This is a genomic window from Paenibacillus sp. J22P218, assembly GCF_056269195.1.
This window is the reverse complement of the sequence record NZ_JBWDNL010000003.1, coordinates 491841-514159: the sequence shown is the minus strand read 5'-3', so window position 1 is coordinate 514159 and position 22319 is coordinate 491841. Positions and strand designations below refer to the sequence as shown.

The following is a 22319-nucleotide window of genomic DNA, read 5'->3' as shown; positions in this document are numbered from 1 at the left end:
TAGGCAACTTGCAGGCGAGGAGACTTAGCTTGAATATTCGAGAGATATGGCAGAAGCGAAAAAGCATTATCGTCACATGGCTCATTTCATATAGCGCTGTTCTGTTTGTTCCCATCCTGATCAGCTTGATCGTTTATTCCCAATCAAGCGCGGCGCTCAGCAGCGAAATTCACCGTGCCAACGATTCGCTGCTGAAGCAGGTCCGCTATACCATCGATAATCAGATCGATCTGATGAAGCGGCTTACAATGGAAATGACTTGGAACGCGAAGCTGCAGACGCTTATGTATTCCAGCCGCTCGGAGGCCGACGCCCAGTTCGAGGCATACCAGCTGGTGAAGGAATTCCGGATGTACCAGACGTCCTATGCGGCAATCGACGAATTTTACGTGACCTGGGAGCGGGAGGGCGCCGTGCTGCGTTCCGGCAACGTCAGAGACATGGAAACCGCATATTATACCCTGCATCGCACCGGCAAAATGAATTATGAGCAGTGGGTATCGGCCATCGAGCAATCCGAGCACAATCAATTTATGCTTCTTCCGCATCTGGATGCCGCGCCGCCGCAGACGGCGATCGCGTATATTACGCATCTGCCGAAGGACTTGAACGGCAAGGAAGCGGGAACGGTCGTCGTTATGGCCGACACGTCGCGGTTCCTGGATGCGATCGACAACATTTCCGGCTTCAGCGGCGGTTACGTGCTCATTATGAACCGCAACAATGAGGTATTGCTCTCCAACTTGCCGGAGCAGTCGGGTGAAGACGTCATCCTGGACAGCGTCCAAAGCGGCGGGGAAGCGATGCCCGCCTCGATGAAGGCTGGGGATTCGGAAATCTTTTACGTGCAGTCATCGGTATCCGATCTGAAGTATGCGCTCGTCATTCCGAGCAGCATCTACTGGGAGAAAGCGGAGTACGTGCGCAAGTTCACGTTCGTCAGCGTATTGATCAGCATTATGGGCGCGGGCGTGCTGACGTGGTTTTTCATGCGCCGCAACTATTCGCCGATTCAGCAGCTCGTCAGGCTGTTGTCGGACAAGAACGGGACGGAGGAGCGTACCGAGTGGAACGAACTCAGCTTCATCCAGCGGGCGATCAGCAAGACGAGAAGCGAGAAGGAAACGATCGCGCAGCAGCTGCAATCCCATCAGAATGTATTGCGCTCGAATATGATCAACCGGCTGATGAAGGGGAAGCTGGATTCGCCGATTCCGTACGAGGAAGCGTTCAGGTCGTTCCATATGAAGCTGTTGTCGGATGAGTTTGCCGTTATTTTATTTGTTGTGGAAAATGATGAAAGCCTATACGAGAAGCTGCCGGGCATCGATACGAACGATCGGCGGAAGTTAATCCAGTTTATTATTAGCAACGTTGTCGAAGAGCTGGTATCCGAGCATGGACATGCCGGCTACGTTGCGGAAATCGACGATATGATGGTTTGTCTGGTGAGCTTATGCGAGGAGAGGGCGGAATCTTACAAGAACGATTTGCATGCGATCGCAACCGATGCGCAACGCTTCCTGGTGCGGTACGAGATGGATCTTACCGTATCTGTCGGAGGCAAGCATGCATCCTTGGCCGGTATTGCCGCGGCTTACCGCGAGGCGGTTGATGCGATGGAGTATAAGATGGTGCTCGGCAAAAAAGGGATCATTACGTACGACGACATTCGCGTGAATCCCGAGGAAGCGGTACAATTCGGGTATTACTATCCGCTGCAGGCCGAGCAGCAGTTAATTAATCTCATTAAGATTGGCGACTTCGAGCAGGCTTCAGCCTTCATGAACGATATTATGGATCGCAATACGCAGAAACCAATCCTGTCGCTTACGCTCGCCAAGTGCTTCATGTTCAACCTGGTCGGTACGATGGTTAAGGCGATTAATGAGCTGGGCGACGGAGAGGGAAGCGTGCTGAGCGACAATCCGCTTTGGATGGACAAGATCATCGCTTGCGACACGATTCAGGAAATGCGGCAGGAGTTGGTGACGCTGCTGAAGAATGTATGCGCATTCGCGTCGGTAAGGATGGAGTCCAATGTTACGATGGAGCGTGCTGAGTCGCTCCGCGAACTGACAGCCGGCGTGCAACGGCATATTGAGCAGCATTACGGCGATTCGAATCTGAATGTAAATACGATCGGAGAGCATTTTGACCTGAAGGGCAGTTATTTGTCTAAGCTATTCAAGACGCAGACGGGCGAAGGGCTGCTGGATTATTTGCATAAGCATCGCATCGTACGGGCGAAGGAATGGATGGTCTTGCATCAGGAATCGGTAAGCGACGTTTCGAAGCTGGTTGGCTACAATGACGCGGCGACGTTCATTCGGGTTTTCAAGAAATACGAGGGCATTACGCCGGGCAAATATAAGGAAATGCATGATGGGAAGCGGATTACGCCGTGAAAGAGGTGAAGGGAAACATGGAACGACGGTATCGCGCGAGAAGTGTGATCTTGATAATGCTAGTCGTTGCTCTGCTGCTCGCAGCATGCAAGCAGACTGATGACGCGGCGGTTTCGCCTTCGCCTACTTTACAGCCTGCGGGCGATGGAAGCACCCTTACGTATTGGGCGGAGCTGAACGGCAACGCGGCTAGCGTGAAGCCGAGCTTCCAGGACGTCCCTTTCTTCCAAGAGTGGCAGAAGCGTACGGGGGTGAAGCTGCAGTTCATTCAGCCGCCTGCCAATCAAGCGAAGCAGGCCATCAATGTGTTGCTTGCATCGGGGGAACTGCCGGATGTCATCGAGTACGAGTGGGCGAACTTCCCCGGCGGACCGGAGAAGGCGATTAAGGACGGATATATTTTACGGCTTAACGATCTGATCGATCAGTATGCGCCTAACCTGAAGAAGTATCTCGCGAAGCATCCGGAGATCGATAAGCAGATTAAGACGGCCGATGGCAGCTATTACGTCTTTCCTTTTATTCAAGGCGACGTTAGGCTGCGCACGTATCAAGGTCCGATTGTCCGCCAGGATTGGCTGGACGAGCTGGGGCTTCCGCTGCCGAGAACGATTGATCAGTGGCATGACATGCTTGTGGCGTTCAAGGAGAAGAAGGGCATAGAAGCGCCGATGTCATTCCTCGGTACGCCGAACCCGTTGTTCGGTATCGAGAATGGCGGTTTCGTTGGAGCGTTCGGCGTTAAGAAAGGGTTCTATCTGGACGGCGAAGGAAAGGTGAAGTTCGGACCCATAGAGGCGGGCTATAAGCAGTTTCTAGCTTTGTTCCGGCAGTGGTACGCGGAAGGGCTGCTCGATAAGAACATGGCCACAGTCGATACGAAGACGCTGGATGCCAGCATGATTACCGGCCGGAGCGGCGCTACGATCTGGAATGCAGGGGCGGGCATCGGTACATGGACGCCGATCGTCAGAGAGCTGGATGAGAAGGCAAGCTTCGTGCCCGCGCCGTATCCGGTGCTGCATGATGGGGAACGCCCGAAGTTCGGTCAGCGCGTCTATTCTTATATGAGCAGCGGAGGAGTTGCCATCTCGGCCAAGAGCGACAAGGCGGTGGAAGCCGTCCGCATGCTGGACTACGGGTACGGACCTGAAGGGCATCTGCTCTTCAACTTCGGTATCGAAGGCGTCAGTTATACGATGGAAGGCGACAAGCCGACGTATACGGACCTTATTCTTCGCAACCCGGACAAGCTTGCGCCGGCCCAGGCGCTTGCGATGTACAGCCGCGCCAGCTACTTCGGACCCTTCGTGCAGGATGTGCAATATTTGGAGCAGTACTATATGATGAAGGAACAGAAAGACGCGATGGTAGTCTGGTCAGACACGGATGCGGATAAATATATGATTCCTCCCGTTCAGAAAACCGAGCGGGAGAACGCGGAGCTGTCGGCCATTATGCAGGACGTGACGACGCTCGTCGACGAAATGTCGCTCCGCATCATTCTGGGAACCGAGCCGGTCGAAGCCTATGGCGATCTGGTTTCCCAAGTCAAAGCGCTTGGCATTGATCGGGCAATTGCAATCCAAGAGGCCGCCTTGAAACGGTATAACTCGCAATAGAAGAGCGACAGGAGGAATGGATAAATGGATTCTTTTCGCGCACTGGTGCTGGAGAAGCAGGACGAGGAAGTAACGGCGAAGGTGGGGACGTTGCGGATCGATGATCTGCCGGAGGACGATCTGCTTATCAAGGTCGCATACTCCAGCGTCAATTATAAAGATGCGTTAGCGTGCAAGACAGGGAGCAATATTGTTCGCAGCTATCCGTTCGTTCCGGGCATCGATCTCGCGGGCGTTGTCGTATCCTGTGAAAACGGACGATATCGCGCAGGTGAGGAAGTGCTAATTACAGGGTATGGGCTTGGAGTCTCGCATTACGGCGGTTATAGCGAATATGCGCGAGTGCCTTCGGAATGGGCGGTGAAGCTTCCTGAGGGCTTGACGATGAAGGCTGCGATGACGCTCGGAACGGCTGGTTTCACTGCGGCGTTATCGTTGTACGAGCTGGAACGGGACGGACTCCGGCCGGATAAAGGACCTTTGCTCGTCACGGGAGCATCTGGCGGTGTCGGCAGCATAGCGGTAGCGATGGCTTCCCGGTTAGGTTATGAAGTGACGGCAAGCTCGGGAAAGGCGGACATGGGCGAGTATTTGCTTGGACTTGGCGCTGCACGCGTCGTATCGAGGGAAGAGGTCGTTTCCCAGTCATCCGCACCGCTAGGCAAGCAGTTATGGGCGGGAGCCATTGATTGCGTCGGCGGCAAAACGCTGGCATCGATTATCGCGAGCTTGAATTATGGCGGGGCCGTAGCGGCGAGCGGCATGACGGGCGGAATCGATCTCCCGACCTCCGTTTATCCGTTCATTCTGCGGGGCGTGCGTTTGATCGGCATCGATTCGGTCATGGCGGAGATGGAGAAGCGGCTCCACGTATGGGAGCTGCTGGCCGGACGATACAAGCTGGATAAGCTGGATGCCATGAGCGAGGTTATCGAGCTGGAACAGGTTGCGGCGTATACGAAGCGCATGCTAGAGGGGGATTCGCGCAAGCGGATGGTCGTGAAAATATAAAAAAAAGCGCTATCCGCCGTAGTAAGCGGGTAGCGCTTTTTTGTCTTATCCGCGTTGCAATCTGCGTGCGCGGAATTGCTTGTATTGGAAGTACACCGTGCAGCCGATGCAGTAGCCGAGCAGCGCGGCGAACGCCGCAGCGCCCATCATCGCCGCAAAGATGTTGCCTGCCGCTGCCCAGCCGAATAACAAGCTGATCAACGACAAAGTGAGGAAGCCTACGGCAAGCGAGTTGTTGAATCGTTGCAGCTCGGCTGCTTCCGTCTGGGACTTCGCTACGAGCTGCGTAAGAAACGGACGAGCGATCCGAATGAACAGATTCGCCTTCGCCCCGAATATAAGGCCGATCACCTGAATGACGAACAATGCCGCAATAATCCATGTTGCCTGCGTAAGGAAAAACGCTATTAAGAAGATCACAATACCTGCTTGATTGCTTCGCACGTACGGAATAGGTATCTCTTTCATGTGTATACCAACTTTCCTTATCGGAATTAAACTAATTAATTTGATTATAGATCGAAGCATCGTTTTTAGCAATAGATCAGATGCTCCAGTCGAACAATATCGCAAAAAAAGGTTGCGATATCCGTCCGCATTGAAATACTCGTCCTTTTATAGCATAGTTAGGAGAAATAACCTGCCAGAGGCATGGGCAACGAATGGAAAGCGAGCGTGCGGCAATTATGAGAGTTCATATCTTGATTGCGGATGACGATAAGCATATACGCGAACTGCTTCGGTTTTTTTTGCGCAAGGAAGGGTATGAAGTGTTCGAGGCGGAGGATGGCGAGCGGGCATCGGTGCTGATGGAACAGGTGCAAATTCATCTGGCGGTCGTCGATGTGATGATGCCGGCGAAGGACGGGTTGGCGCTATGCCGCGAAATTCGGTCGTACTACGACATTCCCGTACTTATGCTGACGGCGAAGGCGGAGATGGCGGATAAAGAGCAAGGTTTCTTGGCGGGGACGGACGATTACATGGTGAAGCCGTTCGATCCGAAGGAACTGCTGTTCCGCATCAAGGCACTGCTTCGCCGCTATCAGATGGTGTCGTCAGAAGTCATTCGGCTGAATGGAGTTACCATCGATCGCGGCAGTTACGAAGTGTGGATCGGCGATGAGCGGATATCTTTGCCGTTGAAGGAGTTCCAGCTGCTGGCGCAGTTAGCGGGTCACCCGGGTCGGATTTTCACGCGGGAGCAATTACTGCAGCTTATATGGGGTTCGGACTTCATGGGTGATAGCCGCACGATCGACGTACACATAAAGAGGCTGCGTGAGAGGTTCGAAGGCCGGGAGCAAGACCTCATCCTAACAACGATAAGAGGGCTTGGCTATAAGCTGGAAGTGCCCGGCAGATGAAAATAAAGACGAAGTCGCTTTACGTCCGAATCGTGCTCACCTTCGCTTTCATCGGTTTAATAAGCAGCATAGCGGGATTGTTATGCTCCAGTATGTATTATCAGTCCAAGCTGCTCACGGGCAATGAACGGAAAGCCGTTCAGATCGGCAATGAAATCAAGACGCTGCTGGAGAAGACGCCGCAGCTTGCGATGGACAGCTACTTGGCTCATATCGCTAATCTCGGCTACCAGATTTATGTCGTTAACGATCGCAAAGAAGGAGCGTTTTACGGCTCGTCATTTCGCAGAGGAGGACTTGATCCGGCTGACGAGGAACGCGTGCTGAACGGAGAACTATATTACGGCACAGCCTCGGGTTGGGGCTGGTTGTCGGTGTCCAACCTGTTCGAAGATAGCTTGCGCAACACGGTAGGCGTTCCGATGACGGTGAACGGTGATCGTTACGCGTTGTTCATCCGCCCCGATCTGCAGCAGCAGCTTGGCGATATTCGGATTATTATGGCGGTGCTGCTGGGCAGTACGTTCGTATTCAGCCTCTGTTTGATCGTTATCTTCACGACGTATATCGTTAAGCCTATCAAAAGGCTCACCGAAGCGACGAGACGGCTGGTCGGCGGCCGCTTCGATGTTGAGGTGCCGCTCGATGTGGCACGGCAGGACGAGCTCGGGAATTTGGCGCGGCATTTTACGGAAATGGCCTTATCGCTGAGGCAGCTGGACGAGATGAGGCAGCAGTTCGTCGCCAACGTGTCGCATGAAATTCAATCGCCGCTCACGTCGATTCAAGGATTCGTGCAAGCCGTTCTGGATGAAGGTTCGACGCTGGAGGAGAAGGAACGCTACTTGCACATTATCGATGAGGAGAGCAGACGCTTATCGGCATTAAGCAAGCAGTTGCTGACGCTCGCGGCGCTCGACAATCAGTCGCGCACGCCCGATGTGACGACGTACAGGCTGGATGAGCAGCTTCGCCAAATCATCATTTTGCTGGAGTGGGAGTGGACGAGCAAGGGGCTTGAGCTGACGCTCGACCTGCCGGAGACGACAATTACGGCGGATGAGGGGCTGCTCTATCAGGTGTGGCTGAATCTAATCGTTAACAGCATGAAGTTCACGAGCAAAGAAGACTCAATCCGAATTGCGATTCAATCCGAGCAACCGGAGGCAGTTGTCGTTACGGTGAGCGATACGGGGATCGGCATCGAGGCCGACCAGGTACAGCATTTGTTCGAGCGGTTCTACAAAGCGGACAGGTCGCGGGATCGAAGCCGCTCCGGGAGCGGGCTGGGCCTGTCCATAGCGAAGGATATCGTAACGCTGCACGGAGGAACAATTACCGCGGAGAGCGAGTTAGGCGTAGGAACGATCATTACCGTAAAAATTCCAAAACACCAGCTGCAGAACGTTTTGTAACACTCCGTTCATCGTGCGTTCATATTTCCTCCCGATAATGAGGGGAAATTGAACGGACTGGAGGATGATCGCAATGTTTGGATTATTGTTGTTTCTGCATTTGGCCGGTCTCGCGCTATGGATAGGTTCACTGGTGACGATATTGGTTGTGCTGCCGCTCGTAAGGAAGAACGTGAGCACGGTTGAAGCGAATCTTTTAATTGGCAAAATAACGCGCGCGTTCAGCTTGATCTCGCACCCGAGTGCGCTGTTTGTTCTCGTATCGGGAGTACTCATGCTCATTCAGATGGAGCTGGGTTCGGACAAGCCGCTATGGCTGGACGTCATGGAGAAAGGCGGAGGCACGATCGCCTTGTTATCGCTTATATTAACGGGGATATTCGGGGGTAAGCTGAGGAAGAGGATCAACCTGGCGGGCACTGCTTCCGGAGCAACGCAAGCGTCGGCTTCGCAAGCGGTGAACCTGTCGAGTTACTTGACGGTGTCGGCGATTATGGCGGCGGCGGTAATCGGGGTGCTGCTGGTCGTAAGTCTCAAGCTCTAGAGCATCGTGCGAGCGTAGAAACTGAATAAAGATAGAGTTCCCTTGCGTTGTTTTGGCAGGGGCTCTATCTTTTTTTTTTCGCTGGCGGTCCAGCATCTCTTCTCATTGCAGAAAGTGCAATGGATGAGCATGAAGGAAGCTGATGCGGCAGCTGCCGTTGCAGAAAATGCAACGCACTGGGCTACAAAAGGCCGCAGAAGCGCTGGTGATTGGGAATCCGTTGCACAATATGCAACGAGCAAAGCGCGAAAGGCACAAACCGTCGCAATCCGTTGCAGAAAGTGCAACGGGAAGCTGCTAGATAAGAGGGCGAACGTGGCTGACTGAACATTTTGTTGGCGAAGCTTGCCCGAATTTCTGTATAATGTCTCCATAACTGACGACTGGAGCATAGAAAGGGCGGATTAAATCATGTCACCAAGGAATCCAGAGAAGGACCGCATCGCCAGAGAACGGCGCATCGAACAAATATTGGACAGCGCGCTTAAAGTGATGGCGATCAAAGGCTTCCAGCCGACGAGCATGCAGGACATTGCGAAGGAGGCCGATGTTAGTATCGGCAACGTGTATCACTACTTCGAATCGAAGGACGAAATATTCAGCGAGGTGCTTCGCAGAGGACAGACGAATTACGGGATTCATGTGACGGACATTTCGAAGACGACGTTCCCGCCGCTTACGAAGCTGACTACGATCTGCTCCTCGTGGCTGTCCATTCAGACGAGCTGGGCGTTCACCATTCTGATGCAAAGCGCGCGCTTATCCGATGCAACGCCGAATGAGATCAGACGGGCGGTAACCGATCGTTTCACGACAAATTTGCAGCCGGTTGCGAACATTATGCGCGACGGAATCGAAGACGGAACAATCATCGAGGGTGATCCGCTTCAGCTAGCGTTTTATTTCGTCAGCCTCATCCAAGGGTTAACGCTCCAGCGTATGCCGGGCTACGAGGTGCCGATAGACATGGATGTCGCTGCGATAATCCGATTGTTCGAGGCCAAGTCTTCCGCAAGCCGCTAAAAAAATGTTGTTGACAACGATTGAGAAGTCATGTAAAAATAATCAACATACAAACCGAATCAACGTTCAATTTGTGAAAACGACAATTACATCACTCGAGTCTACCAGACAACTGGAGATTTGACGTTTGTGAATTATGAACCAGGGAGGCAGCTTTAGCCTGGCGAAACGTTAAGTCTTTTTATTTTAGACATAATACCAAGTATTCAGGTATGAATAATATTTAAACCGTCTGAGGAGGGAACACATATGGCTACCGACATACTCGTTGTCCAGCAATTGAATAAGACGTTCAAAGCGCCGGCAGGCGATGTTATTGCACTGAATCAAATCGAGCTGAAGGTGAAGCAAGGCGAATTCATAACCATCATCGGTCCGAGCGGCTGCGGCAAAAGCACATTGCTCAAGATCGTCGCAGGGCTGGACACTCACTATGACGGCACGGTACTGCTGAACGGAAAACGGATTGACGGGCCGAGCATTGAGAAAGGGGTTATTTTTCAAGAGCCGCGCTTGTTCCCTTGGCTCACGGTTGAGAAAAACATCGCCGCCAACCTGTCGCTGAAGAAGCCGGAAGTGAGGAAGCGGGTTGACGAGCTGATCGAGCTGGTGAGGCTCAAAGGGTTCGAGAAATCGTATCCGCGAGAACTGTCCGGCGGGATGGCGCAGCGGGTAGCGATCGCAAGAGCGCTGCTTCGCAATCCGGATGTGCTGCTGCTGGATGAGCCGTTCGGCGCGCTCGACGCTTTCACAAGGTCGCATATGCAAGAGGTACTGCTCGATATATGGCAGAAAAACCGGACAACCATGCTGTTCGTAACGCATGATCTGGACGAAGCCGTATTTCTCGGAGAGCGGGTCGTCATCATGAATCCGCGGCCGGGCCATATTCGCAGCATACTGCCGATTGATCTTCCGTTCCCGCGGAAGCGGACGGGAATCTCCTTTCAAGAGCTGCGGACGAAGGTGCTCAGTGAATTCGAAAAGGTCGAAGGGCCGGAGATTGATGTAGGCGCAGGCATTTAATAAATTGAAATGTAACTCAATAAACCAATATACAGAAAGTTAAGGGAGAGAGATCAATTATGAAAAGATTGCAATGGTTAACGGCAGCAATAATCGTGGTAGCGGTGTTCCTTAGCGGCTGCGCTGCGAACAATGGCGGGAAATCCGAGAACGGCGGCAACAAGTACGAGGGCTTGACCGTTCAGATCGGATATCAAGGCAGCGGCGGACTATTCGGCAAGATCATTGAAGAGAAATGGTTCGAGCAAGAATTCGATAAGCTGGGCGTTAAGGTTGAATACGCGGAGTTCCAAAGCGGTCCTCCGATGACGGAGGCGATGGCTTCGAACCGACTTGATTTTGCAGGCCTCGGCAATATGCCGATCATCGCGGCGCAAGCGGCGAACATCAAGTTCAAAGTCATTTCGCAGGCGCTGGAAGGCAAGAACAACGTGGCCATCATCGTACCAAAGGATAGCGATATTCAAACGATTGAAGATTTGAAAGGCAAGAAGGTAACGGTAGCAAAGGGCAGCAACGCCTACAACTTCCTTTATCGCGGCTTGGAAGAAGCGGGGCTTAAAGCTTCCGATCTGGAAATTATCCAATTGCAGCCGGATGAAGCGCAACCGGCGTTCGAGACTGGCAAGGTTGACGCTTGGGCAACTTGGGATCCGAACATTACGCTCAATACGCTAACGGACAAAGCGCGCGTGCTGACTGACGGCGAGCAGCTTGGCGTCTTGTCTCCTTCCTTCAATATCGTAAGAGAGCAGTTCGCGAAGGACTATCCGGAGCTTGTTACGCTTTATCTGCAAGTGCTGAACAAAGCATTGGCTTGGGAAAATGACAACTGGGACGAAGCGTTGAAACGTTATGCGGATGAACGCAAAGTGCCGGAGGCGCTTATCGAGGGCATCTTCAAGCGCTCCAAGACGATCAGCATTCCGGTAACCGACGACATTATTGCCGAGCAGCAAAAAACGGCTGACTTCCAATATTCGATCAAGTCGATTCGCAACGAAATTAAAGTAGCTGATGTATTCGATAACAGCTTCATTGAAGAAGCATTGAAATCGCCGCTGAAGTAAGCGGCTGAGCATACAGGGAAAGGAGGCGTAAGTCATGGCTCAAGCAAGTACGGAGAAGTTGGCGGCGCCATCCATTGCAGCAAACAAGAGCAAATCGAAGAGACGGCCGAGCAGCCGTCTCCAGATTCAAACATTTAATCTGTTCCTAGGTATTCTGGTACCAGTCATCATTCTGGTCATTTGGCAAAGTGCCGGGATGATGGGCAAGCTCAATCCGACGCTGCTCCCGACGCCGGGCCAGATTATAGAGGAGTTCGTTAACCTGACGGCATCGGGCGAGCTGTTCCTTCATCTGCGCATTTCGTTCTGGCGCGCCTTGCTTGGTTTCCTGCTAGGCGGAGCGATCGGCTTGGCGGCAGGCTTATGGGTGGGTTTCTCGTACCGGACGGAACGGCTTATCGATCCATCGTTGCAAATGCTGCGCACGCTGCCTCATTTGGCGCTCGCGCCGTTGTTCATTCTATGGTTCGGCTTCGGCGAAGCTTCGAAAATATTGCTTATCGCCAAAGGCGCCTTCTTCCCGCTATACGTCAATACATTTCTTGGTATCCGCTCGGTTGACGGCAAGCTGTTCGACGTTGCACGCGTGCTGCAATTCAGCCGCTGGCAGTTGATCACGAAGCTGGTGCTGCCGGCGTCGCTGCCGAATATTTTCTTAGGCGTAAGGCTGTCGATCGGGGTAGCTTGGCTGGGACTCGTCGTTGCGGAAATGATGGGCTCGAGCTCAGGTATCGGCTTCCTCATTAACGATGCTAGATATTTCTCGATTACAACGGTTGTATTCGTGGGCATTATCGTCTTCGCGGCTGTGGGTAAAATAACGGACTCGCTGGTGAAGCTGCTTGAGAAACGGCTGCTGCGCTGGCAGGACAGCTACAAAGGGGGCGGCAATCATGGCTGAGCAGGTTGTTGCTAACAAGGCGAAGCCTGCAAATCAGGCAGAGGAACGCCGAGATTGGTTGGATTTTTTCCCGAAATGGACGCATGCATGGTTAGTGCCCATTGTCATCGTAGCGGTGTGGCAATTCGTGAGCGGCTTGGAGCTGCTGCCTAGAACGATGCTGCCATCGCCTGTTCTTATTGGGAAAAGCTTCATCGATCTATGCGTCAGCGGAGAGCTGTTCGAGCATCTCGGCATAAGCGCTTATCGCGCTGGATTAGGTTTCCTGCTAGGCGGCGGGCTTGGGCTGCTGCTCGGGCTGTCTGCCGGACTTGGCAAAGTCGTCGAGAAGACGCTTGATCCTTCGCTGCAAATGTTGCGGACCGTACCGCTATTGTCAGTCATTCCGTTGTTCATTCTCTGGTTCGGAATCGGCGAGTTCTCGAAGGTGCTGCTCATTGGACTTGGGGCGTTTTTCCCGGTGTATGTAAATACATTTCTAGGTATTCGAAGCACAGAAACGAAGCTGTACGAGGTGACGCGGATTCTGCAATACACGAAGCTGCAGCAAATAACGAAGCTTATTATCCCTACGGCGCTGCCGAACATTTTGCTAGGCGTACGATTATCGCTTGGGGTATCTTGGCTGCTGCTCGTCGTTGCCGAAATGATGGGAACGAGCGCCGGCATCGGTTATATGATTCAGGACGCAAGAGCGTATTCGCAGACGGAGATTGTGTTCGTGGGCATTATTATATTCGCGGTATTCGGTAAGCTGTCGGACTCGGCCATACGGCTATTGGAGAAAAAGTGGCTGCGCTGGCGCGATACGTATAAAGGTTAAGCTGGTTATTAGGGGCAGTAAAGCAGAAGAGACGAGAAGGGCAGGTAACAACTATGGGAACGAGAAAAGAGCAGCTTCATCTCGGAGCATTCATCTACTATACCGGGCATCACCATGCGGGCTGGCGTCATCCGGATTCCGGCGTGGAAGGCATGTTCGACATTAACTTTTATCGCAAGCTGGCGCAGACGGCTGAGCGCGGCAAGTTCGATATGATCTTTTTCGCGGATCTGCTGTATGTGATGGGCGTCGATGAAGCGGTTGCCGGCATGCTGGAGCCGATTACGCTGCTGTCGGCATTATCGGGGGCGACGGAGAAGATCGGCCTGACGGCAACGGTATCGACGACGTACAACGAACCGTTCAACGTGGCGCGCAAGTTCTCTTCGCTCGATCATATTAGCGGCGGTCGCGCAGGCTGGAACATCGTGACGTCGCAGCAGGATGTCGAGGCGTTCAACTACGGCAAGGATAAGCATCCCGAGCACGGCCTTCGTTACGAGATGGCGCGTGAATTCGTCGATGCGGTTACTCGCTTATGGGACAGCTGGGAAGACGATGCGTTAGTGCTCGACCGCGAGGCGGGACAATTCGCGGACGGTTCGAAGGTGCGGACGGTCGACTTCAAGGGCAATTGGTACAAAACGCGCGGGCCGCTTAACGTACCGCGTTCGCCGCAAGGCTATCCGGTTCTGATCCAGGCCGGCTCGTCCGGGCCGGGACAGGATTTCGCGGCAAGCACGGGAGAGGTCATCTTCACGGCGCAGCAATCGCTGGAAGCGGCCAAAACGTTCTACGAGAGCGTGAACAGCAAGCTGGCGGACTATGGCAGGGAACGCGGCAGCATGAAAATCATGCCGGGCCTGTCGCCGATTCTCGGCGCGACGGTGGAAGAAGCGCAAGCTCGTTACCGCCAACTGCAGGAGCTCATTCCGCGTTCGGCGATTACCGGCTTCCTGTCGGCATTCCTTGGCATCGATCTAAGCGGTTACTCGCTTGACGATCAGTTGCCGGACATTCCGGATCCGGTCGAGAAGTCGAACGGCATGAAGAGCCGCGTCCAGCTTATTATGGATATGGCGCGCAGCGAGCAGCTGTCGATGCTGGAGCTTGGCAGACGGATACTTGGCGCGAGGGGACATATGCAATTCGTCGGAACGCCCGAGCAGCTAGCCGATCTAATGGAGCATTGGTTCGATGAGTACGGCTGCGACGGCTTCAACATTATGCCTCCGGTGCTGCCGGGCGGACTCGACGACTTCGTTGATCAAGTCGTTCCGATTCTGCAGCAGCGCGGTCTGTTCCGCGAAGAATACACCGGCAGCACGCTGCGCGAGCATCTGGGGCTGGAGCGTCCGGGCATCGGACATTTCCGCAACAAGTGGGCATCGGTGCAAGGAGCAGCAGCCGATGCGAGCGCGAATGAGAGTCTAGTCGGCAGCAGCAACGATGCAGCGATAGCGGGTCAGTGAGGTAGCCTCACTATTTAATGAGGCTAAGCTCACTGAATAAGGCCAGATAAGAGTCTTTAATAGAAATAGTGAAGAAAACCTCACTCGCCATGAACCTAGGTTCATGAGGAGTGAGGTTTTCTTCATTCACGTTAGGCTAGTATCTTCCTACCGGCTCCTCCCACCAGCCGAACGACACAACGGCAGGGGCGGAGCGGTGCATCGGTCCGGTCAGCGTGAACAGCAGCGATTGGCCTGGGCCGAAGATCCAGCGGCCGTCCTTCTCGCTCGTAATACTCGAGTAGCCCGGTATGACCCGGGTGGAGACGGGGACGGCGCCGAGCGTCTTAGGATCGAGCTCGCTGCCGAATTGCACCTGACCGCAAGGCGCCGGTCTCGGGTGTATCGTTAGATTCGTTGCCGATACTTCATGCGACATCATGCCGCGAGTAGGCAGGCCGTTGCAGAAGCAAATTTGCGAGACGAGAGGCTCATGCGACAAATTGCTAACGACGTATACGTCAAAAAACAGATTAACGCCGGAATGAGGCGGATTGACGAGCGCAGCCCAGACGCGGTTGGAATCCGTCGGCTGAAGCTGATCCGTCTCCCCCATGAAATACTTTCCTTGCAATGACTTGATGAACGGATTGGTGATATCGACCACGTTCGGCGGGCCAAAGGAATACATTGCTGCACCGTCCTTCCAGATTCGCTTCTATTCCACCATATGATTGGAATCTTGGAACATGCCTATAACGAGGCATCTGAGGAACGATGACAATAATTAACGGTATGAAATCATTCCTTGGAGACGTGGCTTCCCCATATTGCGATACCTTCATCGGAAAGGGCGCTGAACGTCATGACGTAAGACAACGTTCCTTCATTCCATTGACGGAGGAAAACGCCATGATAGACGATCCCGTCCACCGTGATATCGACCGTGTAGTCCCCGGTGTTCTTCCACGTTCCCTGGACGCTGCCTGTTAGGTTGCCGTCCTTCTGCAGCTCGAACATCGCGGCAGCTTTAATATCGGCGGTAATTTCTTTACCGTGGTTAATGAACTTGTAAGCCCCGACAATCTCCGCGGCATCAACCTTCTCCGCCGTCTCGCCGGTGTATCGATGCGGAGTTATGACGGGCCAGCCCTCCGTATTCATAAGCAATTGATGAACGCGAACCTCATGCGCTTCGCCGCGCGACGGGAAGCGGGTATGGAAAATAATGAAGTTTTTATTCAAGTCGGCATCGTAATAAACGGAATTATGGCCGGGAGATACGTATCCCGTTCCGATATTCGCAATTTCACCTTCTATGTTATCGAACTGGAAATTGCCTACTAACTTAGCGCCGTAGGGAGCAATAGATAAATCATCGAACAAAGTGCCGTACGCGCCGAAGGCGTTAATCATCTCTTTACCTTCCGAATCGACGTAAGGACCGTCTGGATTCTCGGATCTGGCGACACGAATATTGTAGCCGCCTATCGCATCAAGGCCGCCGTACGATAGGTAGAGGTAATAGTAGCCGGTTTCTTCGACGTACTGAATATAAGGCGCTTCTATGCGGCTATGGTTGTTGCCGAGCAGCTTCTTGCCGTAGCCTTGCCCTTCAAGCGGCAGCCCCGTCGCCGGATCAAGCTTCATAATGAAGATTCCTCCGGAATAGGAGCCGTATACCATCCACAGGATGCCGTCCTTGTCGAAGAACACGTTCGGATCAACGACGTTCGGATGGACGGTAGCATCGTATAACTTGCCGTCTGCGCCGAGATCATTCCACATGCCGGATTTGAGAATTAAGCCTTTGTCCGTATAAGGACCTTCGACGTTGTCCGCAACGGCGATGCCGAGCGCGGAGCGGGGCGAATCGCCTTTGCACATGCTGTAATACATATAGAACTTGCCGTCCGCGAGCTGAATGACGTCGCCAGCCCAGAACGTATCCGTTTCGGCCCATTCCAGTCCTTCGCTCATTTCCTTCGTTACGTTCGGTATAATGGGATTCTCGTCGTAGACGCTGGAATTCAACTGCTCCCAGCTCATTAGATCGTTCGACTTGGCGACCGCGAGATGAGAGCCGAACACATAGAACGTATCTCCGACTTTAATAATCGACGGATCGTGTACAGATGCATTTTTGAACTGAGGCTCTTTTTCTGTAACCGCTTCCAAATTATTTGCGTCAGTTTCTGCCTTAGGTACGGTCGTGGGGGCGGGGTTATTCGTATTTTGGTTACGCACGTTATTGCCGCCGCCGTTGTCGCTGCAAGCGCTCATTACTGCGAGAACGCATACGGACGCGATAAAAGCTGTTCTTTTGTTCAATGTGGTGTTCCCCCTGTTCAGATATTCAATAATTCATATAAACATTAATCGATTAATGAAATTATTATATTATTCTTCTGTCCATTTAACAAGACATAGATTGTATTGCTACTCATGAACGCAAAAAAAGAGAGGAACCGGGTCCTCTCTTCTTGAGCAGTTAATCGAGCGTTATTCTGCTTTTTTCGGAGCTTCGAACGTCATGCCCTTCGTATCCACTGTAACCTTCTTCATGGAAAGAGGATCAAGCGGCTTGTCGCTGCCATCGCGTTCTTGGGCAACGATCTCATCAACGACATCAAGGCCTTCAATGACTTTGCCGAATGATGCATATTGTTCGTCTAGCGAAGTAGCGTCCTCGTGCATGATGAAGAACTGTGAGCCAGCCGAATTAGGATCATTCGTCCTAGCCATGGAGATAACGCCGCGCTTATGCTTCAGCTTGTTCTCGAAGCCGTTCGACGTGAATTCGCCGGCGATGCTGTAGCCTGGACCGCCAGTGCCTGCTCCATCGGGATCTCCGCCTTGAATCATGAAGCCTGGAATAACACGGTGGAAAATAACGCCGTCATAGAATCCGCTTTGCACAAGCGAGATGAAGTTGTTGACCGTATTCGGAGCGACCTCTGGATAGAGCTCGACCTTGATGACCTTGTCATTGCTCATCTCTATTGTAACGACTGGATGCTTGTCCGATCCAAGCAGCTCAGGACCCTCTTCCTGCGGCGGTTCGGTGGCGGCAGCATTCTCGTTGTTGCCCGAGCCTTGGGTGTTGCCTCCGTTGTTTTCCTTGCTAGCTCCGCAGCCTGTCGTTACGACAAGCATAACGGCGAGTATGACGAGCAGCCCTGCAAATAATCTTTTATTCAACAGCATGTGTACGCATCCCCCTTGTATATGATCCACTTTGTATAATAGCATATCGATTGATTTGAATGCGAGTGCGAGTAGGGAACGGATTGCTTAAGACGGAGGATTGACCTTCTCGTAAGGGAAAGCTTTACGATGAATTCGTAGTGCTAATCGAATACGGAAGGATGATTACTGGTATGCCGGATCATGAATCGATTTATAGGACGGAAGCGGCGCGTTACGACGCGTTGATTACGAAGCAGCCTGCTTTGCAGGCATGCATCCGCGAGATTAAGCCTTATGGCGGACTGGATATTTTTGATGTTGGAGCGGGTACGGGCAGACTCGCTGCGGTGCTGGCGGGAGAGGCCCGGTCTATGGTGGCAACGGACGTTTCCGAAGCGATGCTCTCCATTGCGGCGGATAAGCTCACGGCGGCCGGGCATGCGAACTGGCGGACAATCGCCGCTGATATGTGGAAGCTGCCGCTTGCGGAGAGAAGCGCCGATCTCATCGTGGCGGGCTGGAGTATATGCTACCTGGCATCTAGCAATAATCCAAGCTGGGAACAAGATGTGGATGCGGTCATGCAGGAGCTTAAGCGGGTGCTGCGGCCGGGCGGGACGATTGTTATTTTCGAGACGATGGGGACGGGGGTTGAACAGCCGAACCCGCCGGATTTTCTGCTGAGCTATTACTCTGCATTGACGGAGAAGTACGGGTTTTCGCATAAGTGGATTCGTTTGGACTACGAGTTCGATAGCGCGGAGCAGGCAGAAGAGCTGACTGATTTCTTTTTCGGAGAAGATAGGGAGAGGGCAGATGGGGTTGGCAGCGAAGCGGCTCATGTGCCGGAATGCGCGGGGGTTTGGTGGCTATATACGTAAAGGGGAAAGTTGGGAGAGCGCGCTTAGATGAGGCGCTGCTCCTGCGTGCAGGTTAGCGAATAACGAACTTCGACACTTCGCTAATCTCGTGCATCTCGTCAATCGTCAGCTTGAAGCGCAGCGTCTTGACGTTCTGCTCGGCGTGCTGCGCTTTGGAGGCGCCGGGAATTGCGAACACGGTATCGCCATTGAAGTGAATGAGCCAATTGAGCGCGATCTGCGCGACGGTGGCATCATAGTGGGAAGCGATCTGACGCATCGTATCGATAAGCGGCATTGAGCGCTGCAGTCCGTTCGGGCGGAAGGATGCGCCGAATCTGCGAGGGCCATGAATTGATTTGACCAGCTGTGGATTGTCATGGAACTTGCCGGTTAGAATGCCTTGCTTGAGCGGCGAAAAAGCGATAATAGCGGCGTTCAGCTCCTTGGCTGTATCCAGGATGCCGTTATTCTCTATGTCACGGTCAAGCAAGCTGAATTTCACTTGATTGGAAGCAAGCCGCATGCCGTGACTGCGCAGAACGCGGTCGGCTTCAACCATCTGCTTAGCGCTGAAGTTGCTGACGCCAATATGCTCGATCATGCCGGCTTCCGCAAGCTTTATCATCTCGCCCATCTCGCTGCTTACGCTGGAGAAAGAGAACGGCTTATGAATCTGATACAAATGGATCTTCCGACCCTCGAGGGCGTTCATACGATCGTGGATCGTCCGTCCGATATTGGTTGCGGTACGAAGGACCGGCCACCATTTCGTTGCGATATGGGTATGAGCTCCTGCTGGCAGCGACTCGCGCAAAGCCCGGGCAAGCTGTTGCTCCGACTGCCCGTTGCCATAGATTTCGGCGGTGTCGAACCAGTTGATACCGCCTTCATAGCTGATTCTGACGATGTCGTTGATTGTGCTCGGATCAAGCGCGGGCCAGAACTTGCCAATCAAGCCATTCCCGTTGCTGAGCTGCCAGCAGCCGAGTCCGAGAGGAGATAACTTCATAGAAGTATTGCCGAATCGTCGATAGGTGGATTGAGGCATGGCAGCGGTCTCCTTTTGTGACAAATAACAATCGTTCTTTAGAACAGGTTAGGATTTACCGGTGATTTGTTGAATTTTGCCCAAAAGCTCATTCATCTGTTGCAGGAGCGAATGCGCCTCTTCCGGCGAGCTGTCCAGCTGACAGTAAAGCTGAGGAGGGACTTCATAAGCTTTGTTCTTCAAAGCCTGGCCTTGTTCCGTAAGCGTAACGAGGACGCTGCGCTCATCTTCGCGATCGCGGGTGCGCGTTAGTAAGCCGGCTGCTTCAAGCTTCTTCAACAACGGCGTAAGTGTGCCCGAATCTAGATAGAGTCGATGGCCGAGCGCACTTACCGATATATGATCTTGCTCCCAAAGGGCAAGCATGGTGACGTATTGTGTATAGGTTAATCCGAGCTCATCGAGAATAGGGCGGTACAGCTTCGTTATTTCCCGTGAACAGGCATAGATGGAGAAGCAGATTTGGTTATCAAGCTTTATTGTATCGTCGATATTCATAAGTACCTCCATAGATATAGGCATTGTTCATAAATAAAATGCCCCGTTACATTAATGATTATCCAATTAAATTGTATTAAATAAAATATAGTTCACACGGCTGCCGGCTGTCAACAAGGCATTAGGCAGGGTATAGGCCGCCCTGCTTGCATCAGCGTCGGGAGGTTGGACCATATTCCAATGAGGTTCTATTTTTTTATTTCCCCGTCTAATTGAAGAATATTTTTCCATTTGCGATCCATTGCCATCTTCTCGGTCGGTGTACGAAGTGAGTCTTCGTTGTGATCTCCAGCTGATTATGCTATAGTTACAGCGTTTATTTGATGTTGAATGGAGGAGTAGAGAAATGGCGCATACCGCAGAAGATGTGGCGGAATGGATGTTAAATGAAGTGAAATCGGCGGGTATCTTGCATCAAGAAGCCGCAGTCCAATATATTAAAAGCCATTTTGGCGAATCATTCATTTATGTGAACGACAACGGCAACGAGTCGATCGACAAAGAGGTGAAGAAGGCGTTCCGCAAGCTCCACCGCGGCAAAGCGGCATGGGAACGGGACGGCTTCTTCTGGGGCTGGAGCTAATATTTAATTTATGAAAAAGGACCTCAGCTTCCACGATCCGATCGTCGTGGAGTATGAGGTCCTTTTTAGTTAACTATTAAATTATAAACGTATCCCCACCAACCGCCGCGAGATGGAATAGGTATAGAAAGTATACCTATTCCGCGAAGTCTGGCTAGTTCGGGAGAAATAGAGCTAGAAAGTATATCTATTTCACATAAGAGTTACCTCGCCATGCCTCCACCAACCGCCGCGTGATGGAATAGGTATAGAAAGTATACCTATTCCGCGAAGACTAGCTAGTTTGGGAGAAATAGAGCTAGAAAGTATATCTATTTCGCATAAAAGTTAGCTAGAGAGTATATCTATTTCACATAAAAGTTACCTCACCATGCCCCCACCAACCGCCGCGAGATGGAATAGGTATAGAAAGTATACCTATTCCGCGAAGACTAGCTGGTTTGAGAGAAATAGAGCTAAAAACTATATCTATTAGAATAAGAATAAGAATAAGATGGCATCCCAGCAACAGCTATTCCAGCTTGACGCCGATTCCAAGCGATTCCGCTCGTCGCACCATATAGGCGGCAACGGTCATATCGAAAGAAGCCATGCCCATTGGACAGAACAAGACCGGTTCGTCATCGGCCCAAGCGGCTAATGCCTCGCGGCATACAACGTCGGCGAGCGAATGCGTCTGCTCCTTCGCAAGGCCGCACTCCTTATGCAGCAGCTCGATGTCGGTATTCTCGCGGCATACTTCGCTCCAGTCGTCGACAATGACCGCCTTCACCTTGCCGATGGCATCCGTCTTGAAGTCGCGCAGCGACACGTCCAGCAGCAGCGTTCCCGGCGCAGGAGGCACATCGATGTAGCGATTGCTGCTCACGGTACAGGTAATGACGACGTCCGATTCGGCGTAGAGCTGCTGCCAAGTGGCTGCGGCAAGCGTCTTGCCGCGAAGGGCGGGGTGAACGTCATCGAGCTTCGGCTCTCTAATGTCGTAGACGAGCGCGGAGTCGATGAGATCGCCGTATAGATCGGCGCACATATCGAAATGAAGTTGACCGATCGGCCCCCATCCGATAATGCCTACCTTCATGCGGCGGCCCGGATGAGCCTTCAAATAATGGCGAATGACAAGACCGCTTACTGCAGCCGTCCGTGCGGCGCTCGCGAGCGGTGCGTTAAGGATGGCATACGGCACGCCGCTCGCCGCATTGTTCAGGACTGTCACGCTATGCGCGCGAGGCAGTCCGAGATGAATGTTGCCGGGAAAGCTGGCGATCCACTTCAAGCCTGCCGCTTGCACGTCGCCGCCGATATAAGCGGGCATTGCGATAATGCGGTTGGCCGGATCATTGTAGCGCAAATAAGGCTTCAAAGGCTGGGCAAAATCGCCTTGGTCCATAACGGTGACGGCATGTTCTACGCTATTCACAAGCTCATTCCATTGCAGGCCGACCATGCGTAGATGATTATCGTTCAAATATAACAC

General features: G+C 52.7%; 22 protein-coding genes. 15 read left to right on the top strand and 7 right to left on the bottom strand.

What is annotated here, in order from left to right; all coding sequences use genetic code 11:
- Nucleotides 1–29: 29 nt before the first annotated feature.
- The 3 genes from AC0YN0_RS16990 to AC0YN0_RS16980 are packed head-to-tail and all read left to right on the top strand — an operon-like array spanning nt 30 to nt 5041.
- Nucleotides 30–2408: a helix-turn-helix domain-containing protein gene (locus AC0YN0_RS16990; RefSeq protein ID WP_475822319.1), complete on the top strand. Its 2379-nt coding sequence runs from the start codon at nt 30–32 to the stop codon at nt 2406–2408.
- Between the two features lie 17 nt (nt 2409–2425).
- A complete protein-coding gene (locus AC0YN0_RS16985) occupies nt 2426–4030 on the top strand; it encodes a type 2 periplasmic-binding domain-containing protein (protein WP_475822318.1) in 1605 nt (534 codons plus the stop codon).
- 24 nt (nt 4031–4054) lie between these two features.
- Nucleotides 4055–5041 (top strand): oxidoreductase, encoded by a 987-nt coding sequence (locus tag AC0YN0_RS16980; protein ID WP_475822317.1) that lies wholly within the window; start codon nt 4055–4057, stop codon nt 5039–5041.
- A gap of 45 nt (nt 5042–5086) precedes the next feature.
- Here AC0YN0_RS16980 and AC0YN0_RS16975 read toward each other — a convergent pair whose 3' ends face one another.
- Entirely contained in the window at nt 5087–5509 is a 423-nt protein-coding gene (locus tag AC0YN0_RS16975; protein ID WP_475822316.1) for a DUF4395 domain-containing protein, read from the bottom strand.
- Nucleotides 5510–5727: 218 nt separating this feature from the next.
- Here AC0YN0_RS16975 and AC0YN0_RS16970 point away from each other — a divergent pair, with 218 nt between their 5' ends.
- The 10 genes from AC0YN0_RS16970 to AC0YN0_RS16925 all read left to right on the top strand — a co-directional run bounded on the left by AC0YN0_RS16970 (nt 5728) and on the right by AC0YN0_RS16925 (nt 14682).
- A complete protein-coding gene (locus AC0YN0_RS16970) occupies nt 5728–6408 on the top strand; it encodes a response regulator transcription factor (protein ID WP_475822517.1) in 681 nt (226 codons plus the stop codon).
- Nucleotides 6405–7823 carry a sensor histidine kinase gene (locus tag AC0YN0_RS16965; RefSeq protein WP_475822315.1) on the top strand — a complete coding sequence of 473 codons (1419 nt, stop codon included), beginning with the start codon at nt 6405–6407 and terminating at the stop codon, nt 7821–7823. Before AC0YN0_RS16970 ends, AC0YN0_RS16965 begins: the two co-directional genes overlap by 4 nt.
- Nucleotides 7824–7896: 73 nt before the next feature.
- On the top strand, nt 7897–8367 hold the full coding sequence (locus AC0YN0_RS16960; RefSeq protein ID WP_475822314.1) for a hypothetical protein: 471 nt from the start codon (nt 7897–7899) through the stop codon (nt 8365–8367).
- Nucleotides 8368–8490: 123 nt separating this feature from the next.
- Nucleotides 8491–8694: a hypothetical protein gene (locus tag AC0YN0_RS16955; protein ID WP_475822313.1), complete on the top strand. Its 204-nt coding sequence runs from the start codon at nt 8491–8493 to the stop codon at nt 8692–8694.
- A gap of 84 nt (nt 8695–8778) precedes the next feature.
- On the top strand, nt 8779–9390 hold the full coding sequence (locus tag AC0YN0_RS16950) for a TetR/AcrR family transcriptional regulator (protein WP_475822312.1): 612 nt from the start codon (nt 8779–8781) through the stop codon (nt 9388–9390).
- Nucleotides 9391–9639: 249 nt separating this feature from the next.
- The gene (locus AC0YN0_RS16945; protein ID WP_337104160.1) at nt 9640–10416 is read left to right on the top strand and encodes an ABC transporter ATP-binding protein; all 777 of its coding nucleotides are present in this window, start codon (nt 9640–9642) and stop codon (nt 10414–10416) included.
- Nucleotides 10417–10475: 59 nt separating this feature from the next.
- Nucleotides 10476–11486: an aliphatic sulfonate ABC transporter substrate-binding protein gene (locus tag AC0YN0_RS16940; RefSeq protein WP_475822311.1), complete on the top strand. Its 1011-nt coding sequence runs from the start codon at nt 10476–10478 to the stop codon at nt 11484–11486.
- A gap of 34 nt (nt 11487–11520) precedes the next feature.
- On the top strand, nt 11521–12387 hold the full coding sequence (locus AC0YN0_RS16935) for an ABC transporter permease (RefSeq protein ID WP_475822310.1): 867 nt from the start codon (nt 11521–11523) through the stop codon (nt 12385–12387).
- A complete protein-coding gene (locus tag AC0YN0_RS16930) occupies nt 12380–13210 on the top strand; it encodes an ABC transporter permease (RefSeq protein ID WP_475822309.1) in 831 nt (276 codons plus the stop codon). The genes AC0YN0_RS16935 and AC0YN0_RS16930 overlap by 8 nt, the downstream gene beginning before the upstream one ends.
- Before the next feature lie 53 nt (nt 13211–13263).
- Entirely contained in the window at nt 13264–14682 is a 1419-nt protein-coding gene (locus AC0YN0_RS16925) for an LLM class flavin-dependent oxidoreductase (protein WP_475822308.1), read from the top strand.
- A gap of 136 nt (nt 14683–14818) precedes the next feature.
- On the opposite strand, the gene AC0YN0_RS16920 is transcribed toward AC0YN0_RS16925, so the two are convergent.
- The 3 genes from AC0YN0_RS16920 to AC0YN0_RS16910 form a co-directional block, all read right to left on the bottom strand.
- Nucleotides 14819–15352 carry a DUF6143 family protein gene (locus tag AC0YN0_RS16920; RefSeq protein ID WP_475822307.1) on the bottom strand — a complete coding sequence of 178 codons (534 nt, stop codon included), beginning with the start codon at nt 15350–15352 and terminating at the stop codon, nt 14819–14821.
- Between the two features lie 110 nt (nt 15353–15462).
- A complete protein-coding gene (locus tag AC0YN0_RS16915; RefSeq protein WP_475822306.1) occupies nt 15463–16992 on the bottom strand; it encodes a glycoside hydrolase family 43 protein in 1530 nt (509 codons plus the stop codon).
- 171 nt (nt 16993–17163) lie between these two features.
- Complete coding sequence (locus AC0YN0_RS16910) at nt 17164–17868, bottom strand: peptidylprolyl isomerase (protein ID WP_475822305.1); 705 nt, start codon at nt 17866–17868, stop codon at nt 17164–17166.
- A gap of 173 nt (nt 17869–18041) precedes the next feature.
- Between AC0YN0_RS16910 and AC0YN0_RS16905 the strand changes: the two genes are divergently transcribed.
- Nucleotides 18042–18731, top strand: coding sequence for a class I SAM-dependent methyltransferase (locus AC0YN0_RS16905; RefSeq protein WP_475822304.1), 690 nt, complete (start codon nt 18042–18044; stop codon nt 18729–18731).
- 52 nt (nt 18732–18783) lie between these two features.
- On the opposite strand, the gene AC0YN0_RS16900 is transcribed toward AC0YN0_RS16905, so the two are convergent.
- Both AC0YN0_RS16900 and AC0YN0_RS16895 read right to left on the bottom strand, forming a co-directional pair.
- Nucleotides 18784–19761, bottom strand: coding sequence for an aldo/keto reductase (locus AC0YN0_RS16900; protein ID WP_475822303.1), 978 nt, complete (start codon nt 19759–19761; stop codon nt 18784–18786).
- Nucleotides 19762–19809: 48 nt separating this feature from the next.
- Nucleotides 19810–20259, bottom strand: coding sequence for a MarR family winged helix-turn-helix transcriptional regulator (locus tag AC0YN0_RS16895; RefSeq protein WP_475822302.1), 450 nt, complete (start codon nt 20257–20259; stop codon nt 19810–19812).
- A 346-nt stretch (nt 20260–20605) separates the two neighbouring features.
- On the opposite strand from AC0YN0_RS16895, the gene AC0YN0_RS16890 reads away from it, so the two are divergent.
- Complete coding sequence (locus AC0YN0_RS16890; protein ID WP_442048517.1) at nt 20606–20842, top strand: DUF6953 family protein; 237 nt, start codon at nt 20606–20608, stop codon at nt 20840–20842.
- 511 nt (nt 20843–21353) lie between these two features.
- Here AC0YN0_RS16890 and AC0YN0_RS16885 read toward each other — a convergent pair.
- Nucleotides 21354–22319, bottom strand: coding sequence for a 2,3-diaminopropionate biosynthesis protein SbnB (locus AC0YN0_RS16885; RefSeq protein WP_475822301.1), 966 nt, complete (start codon nt 22317–22319; stop codon nt 21354–21356).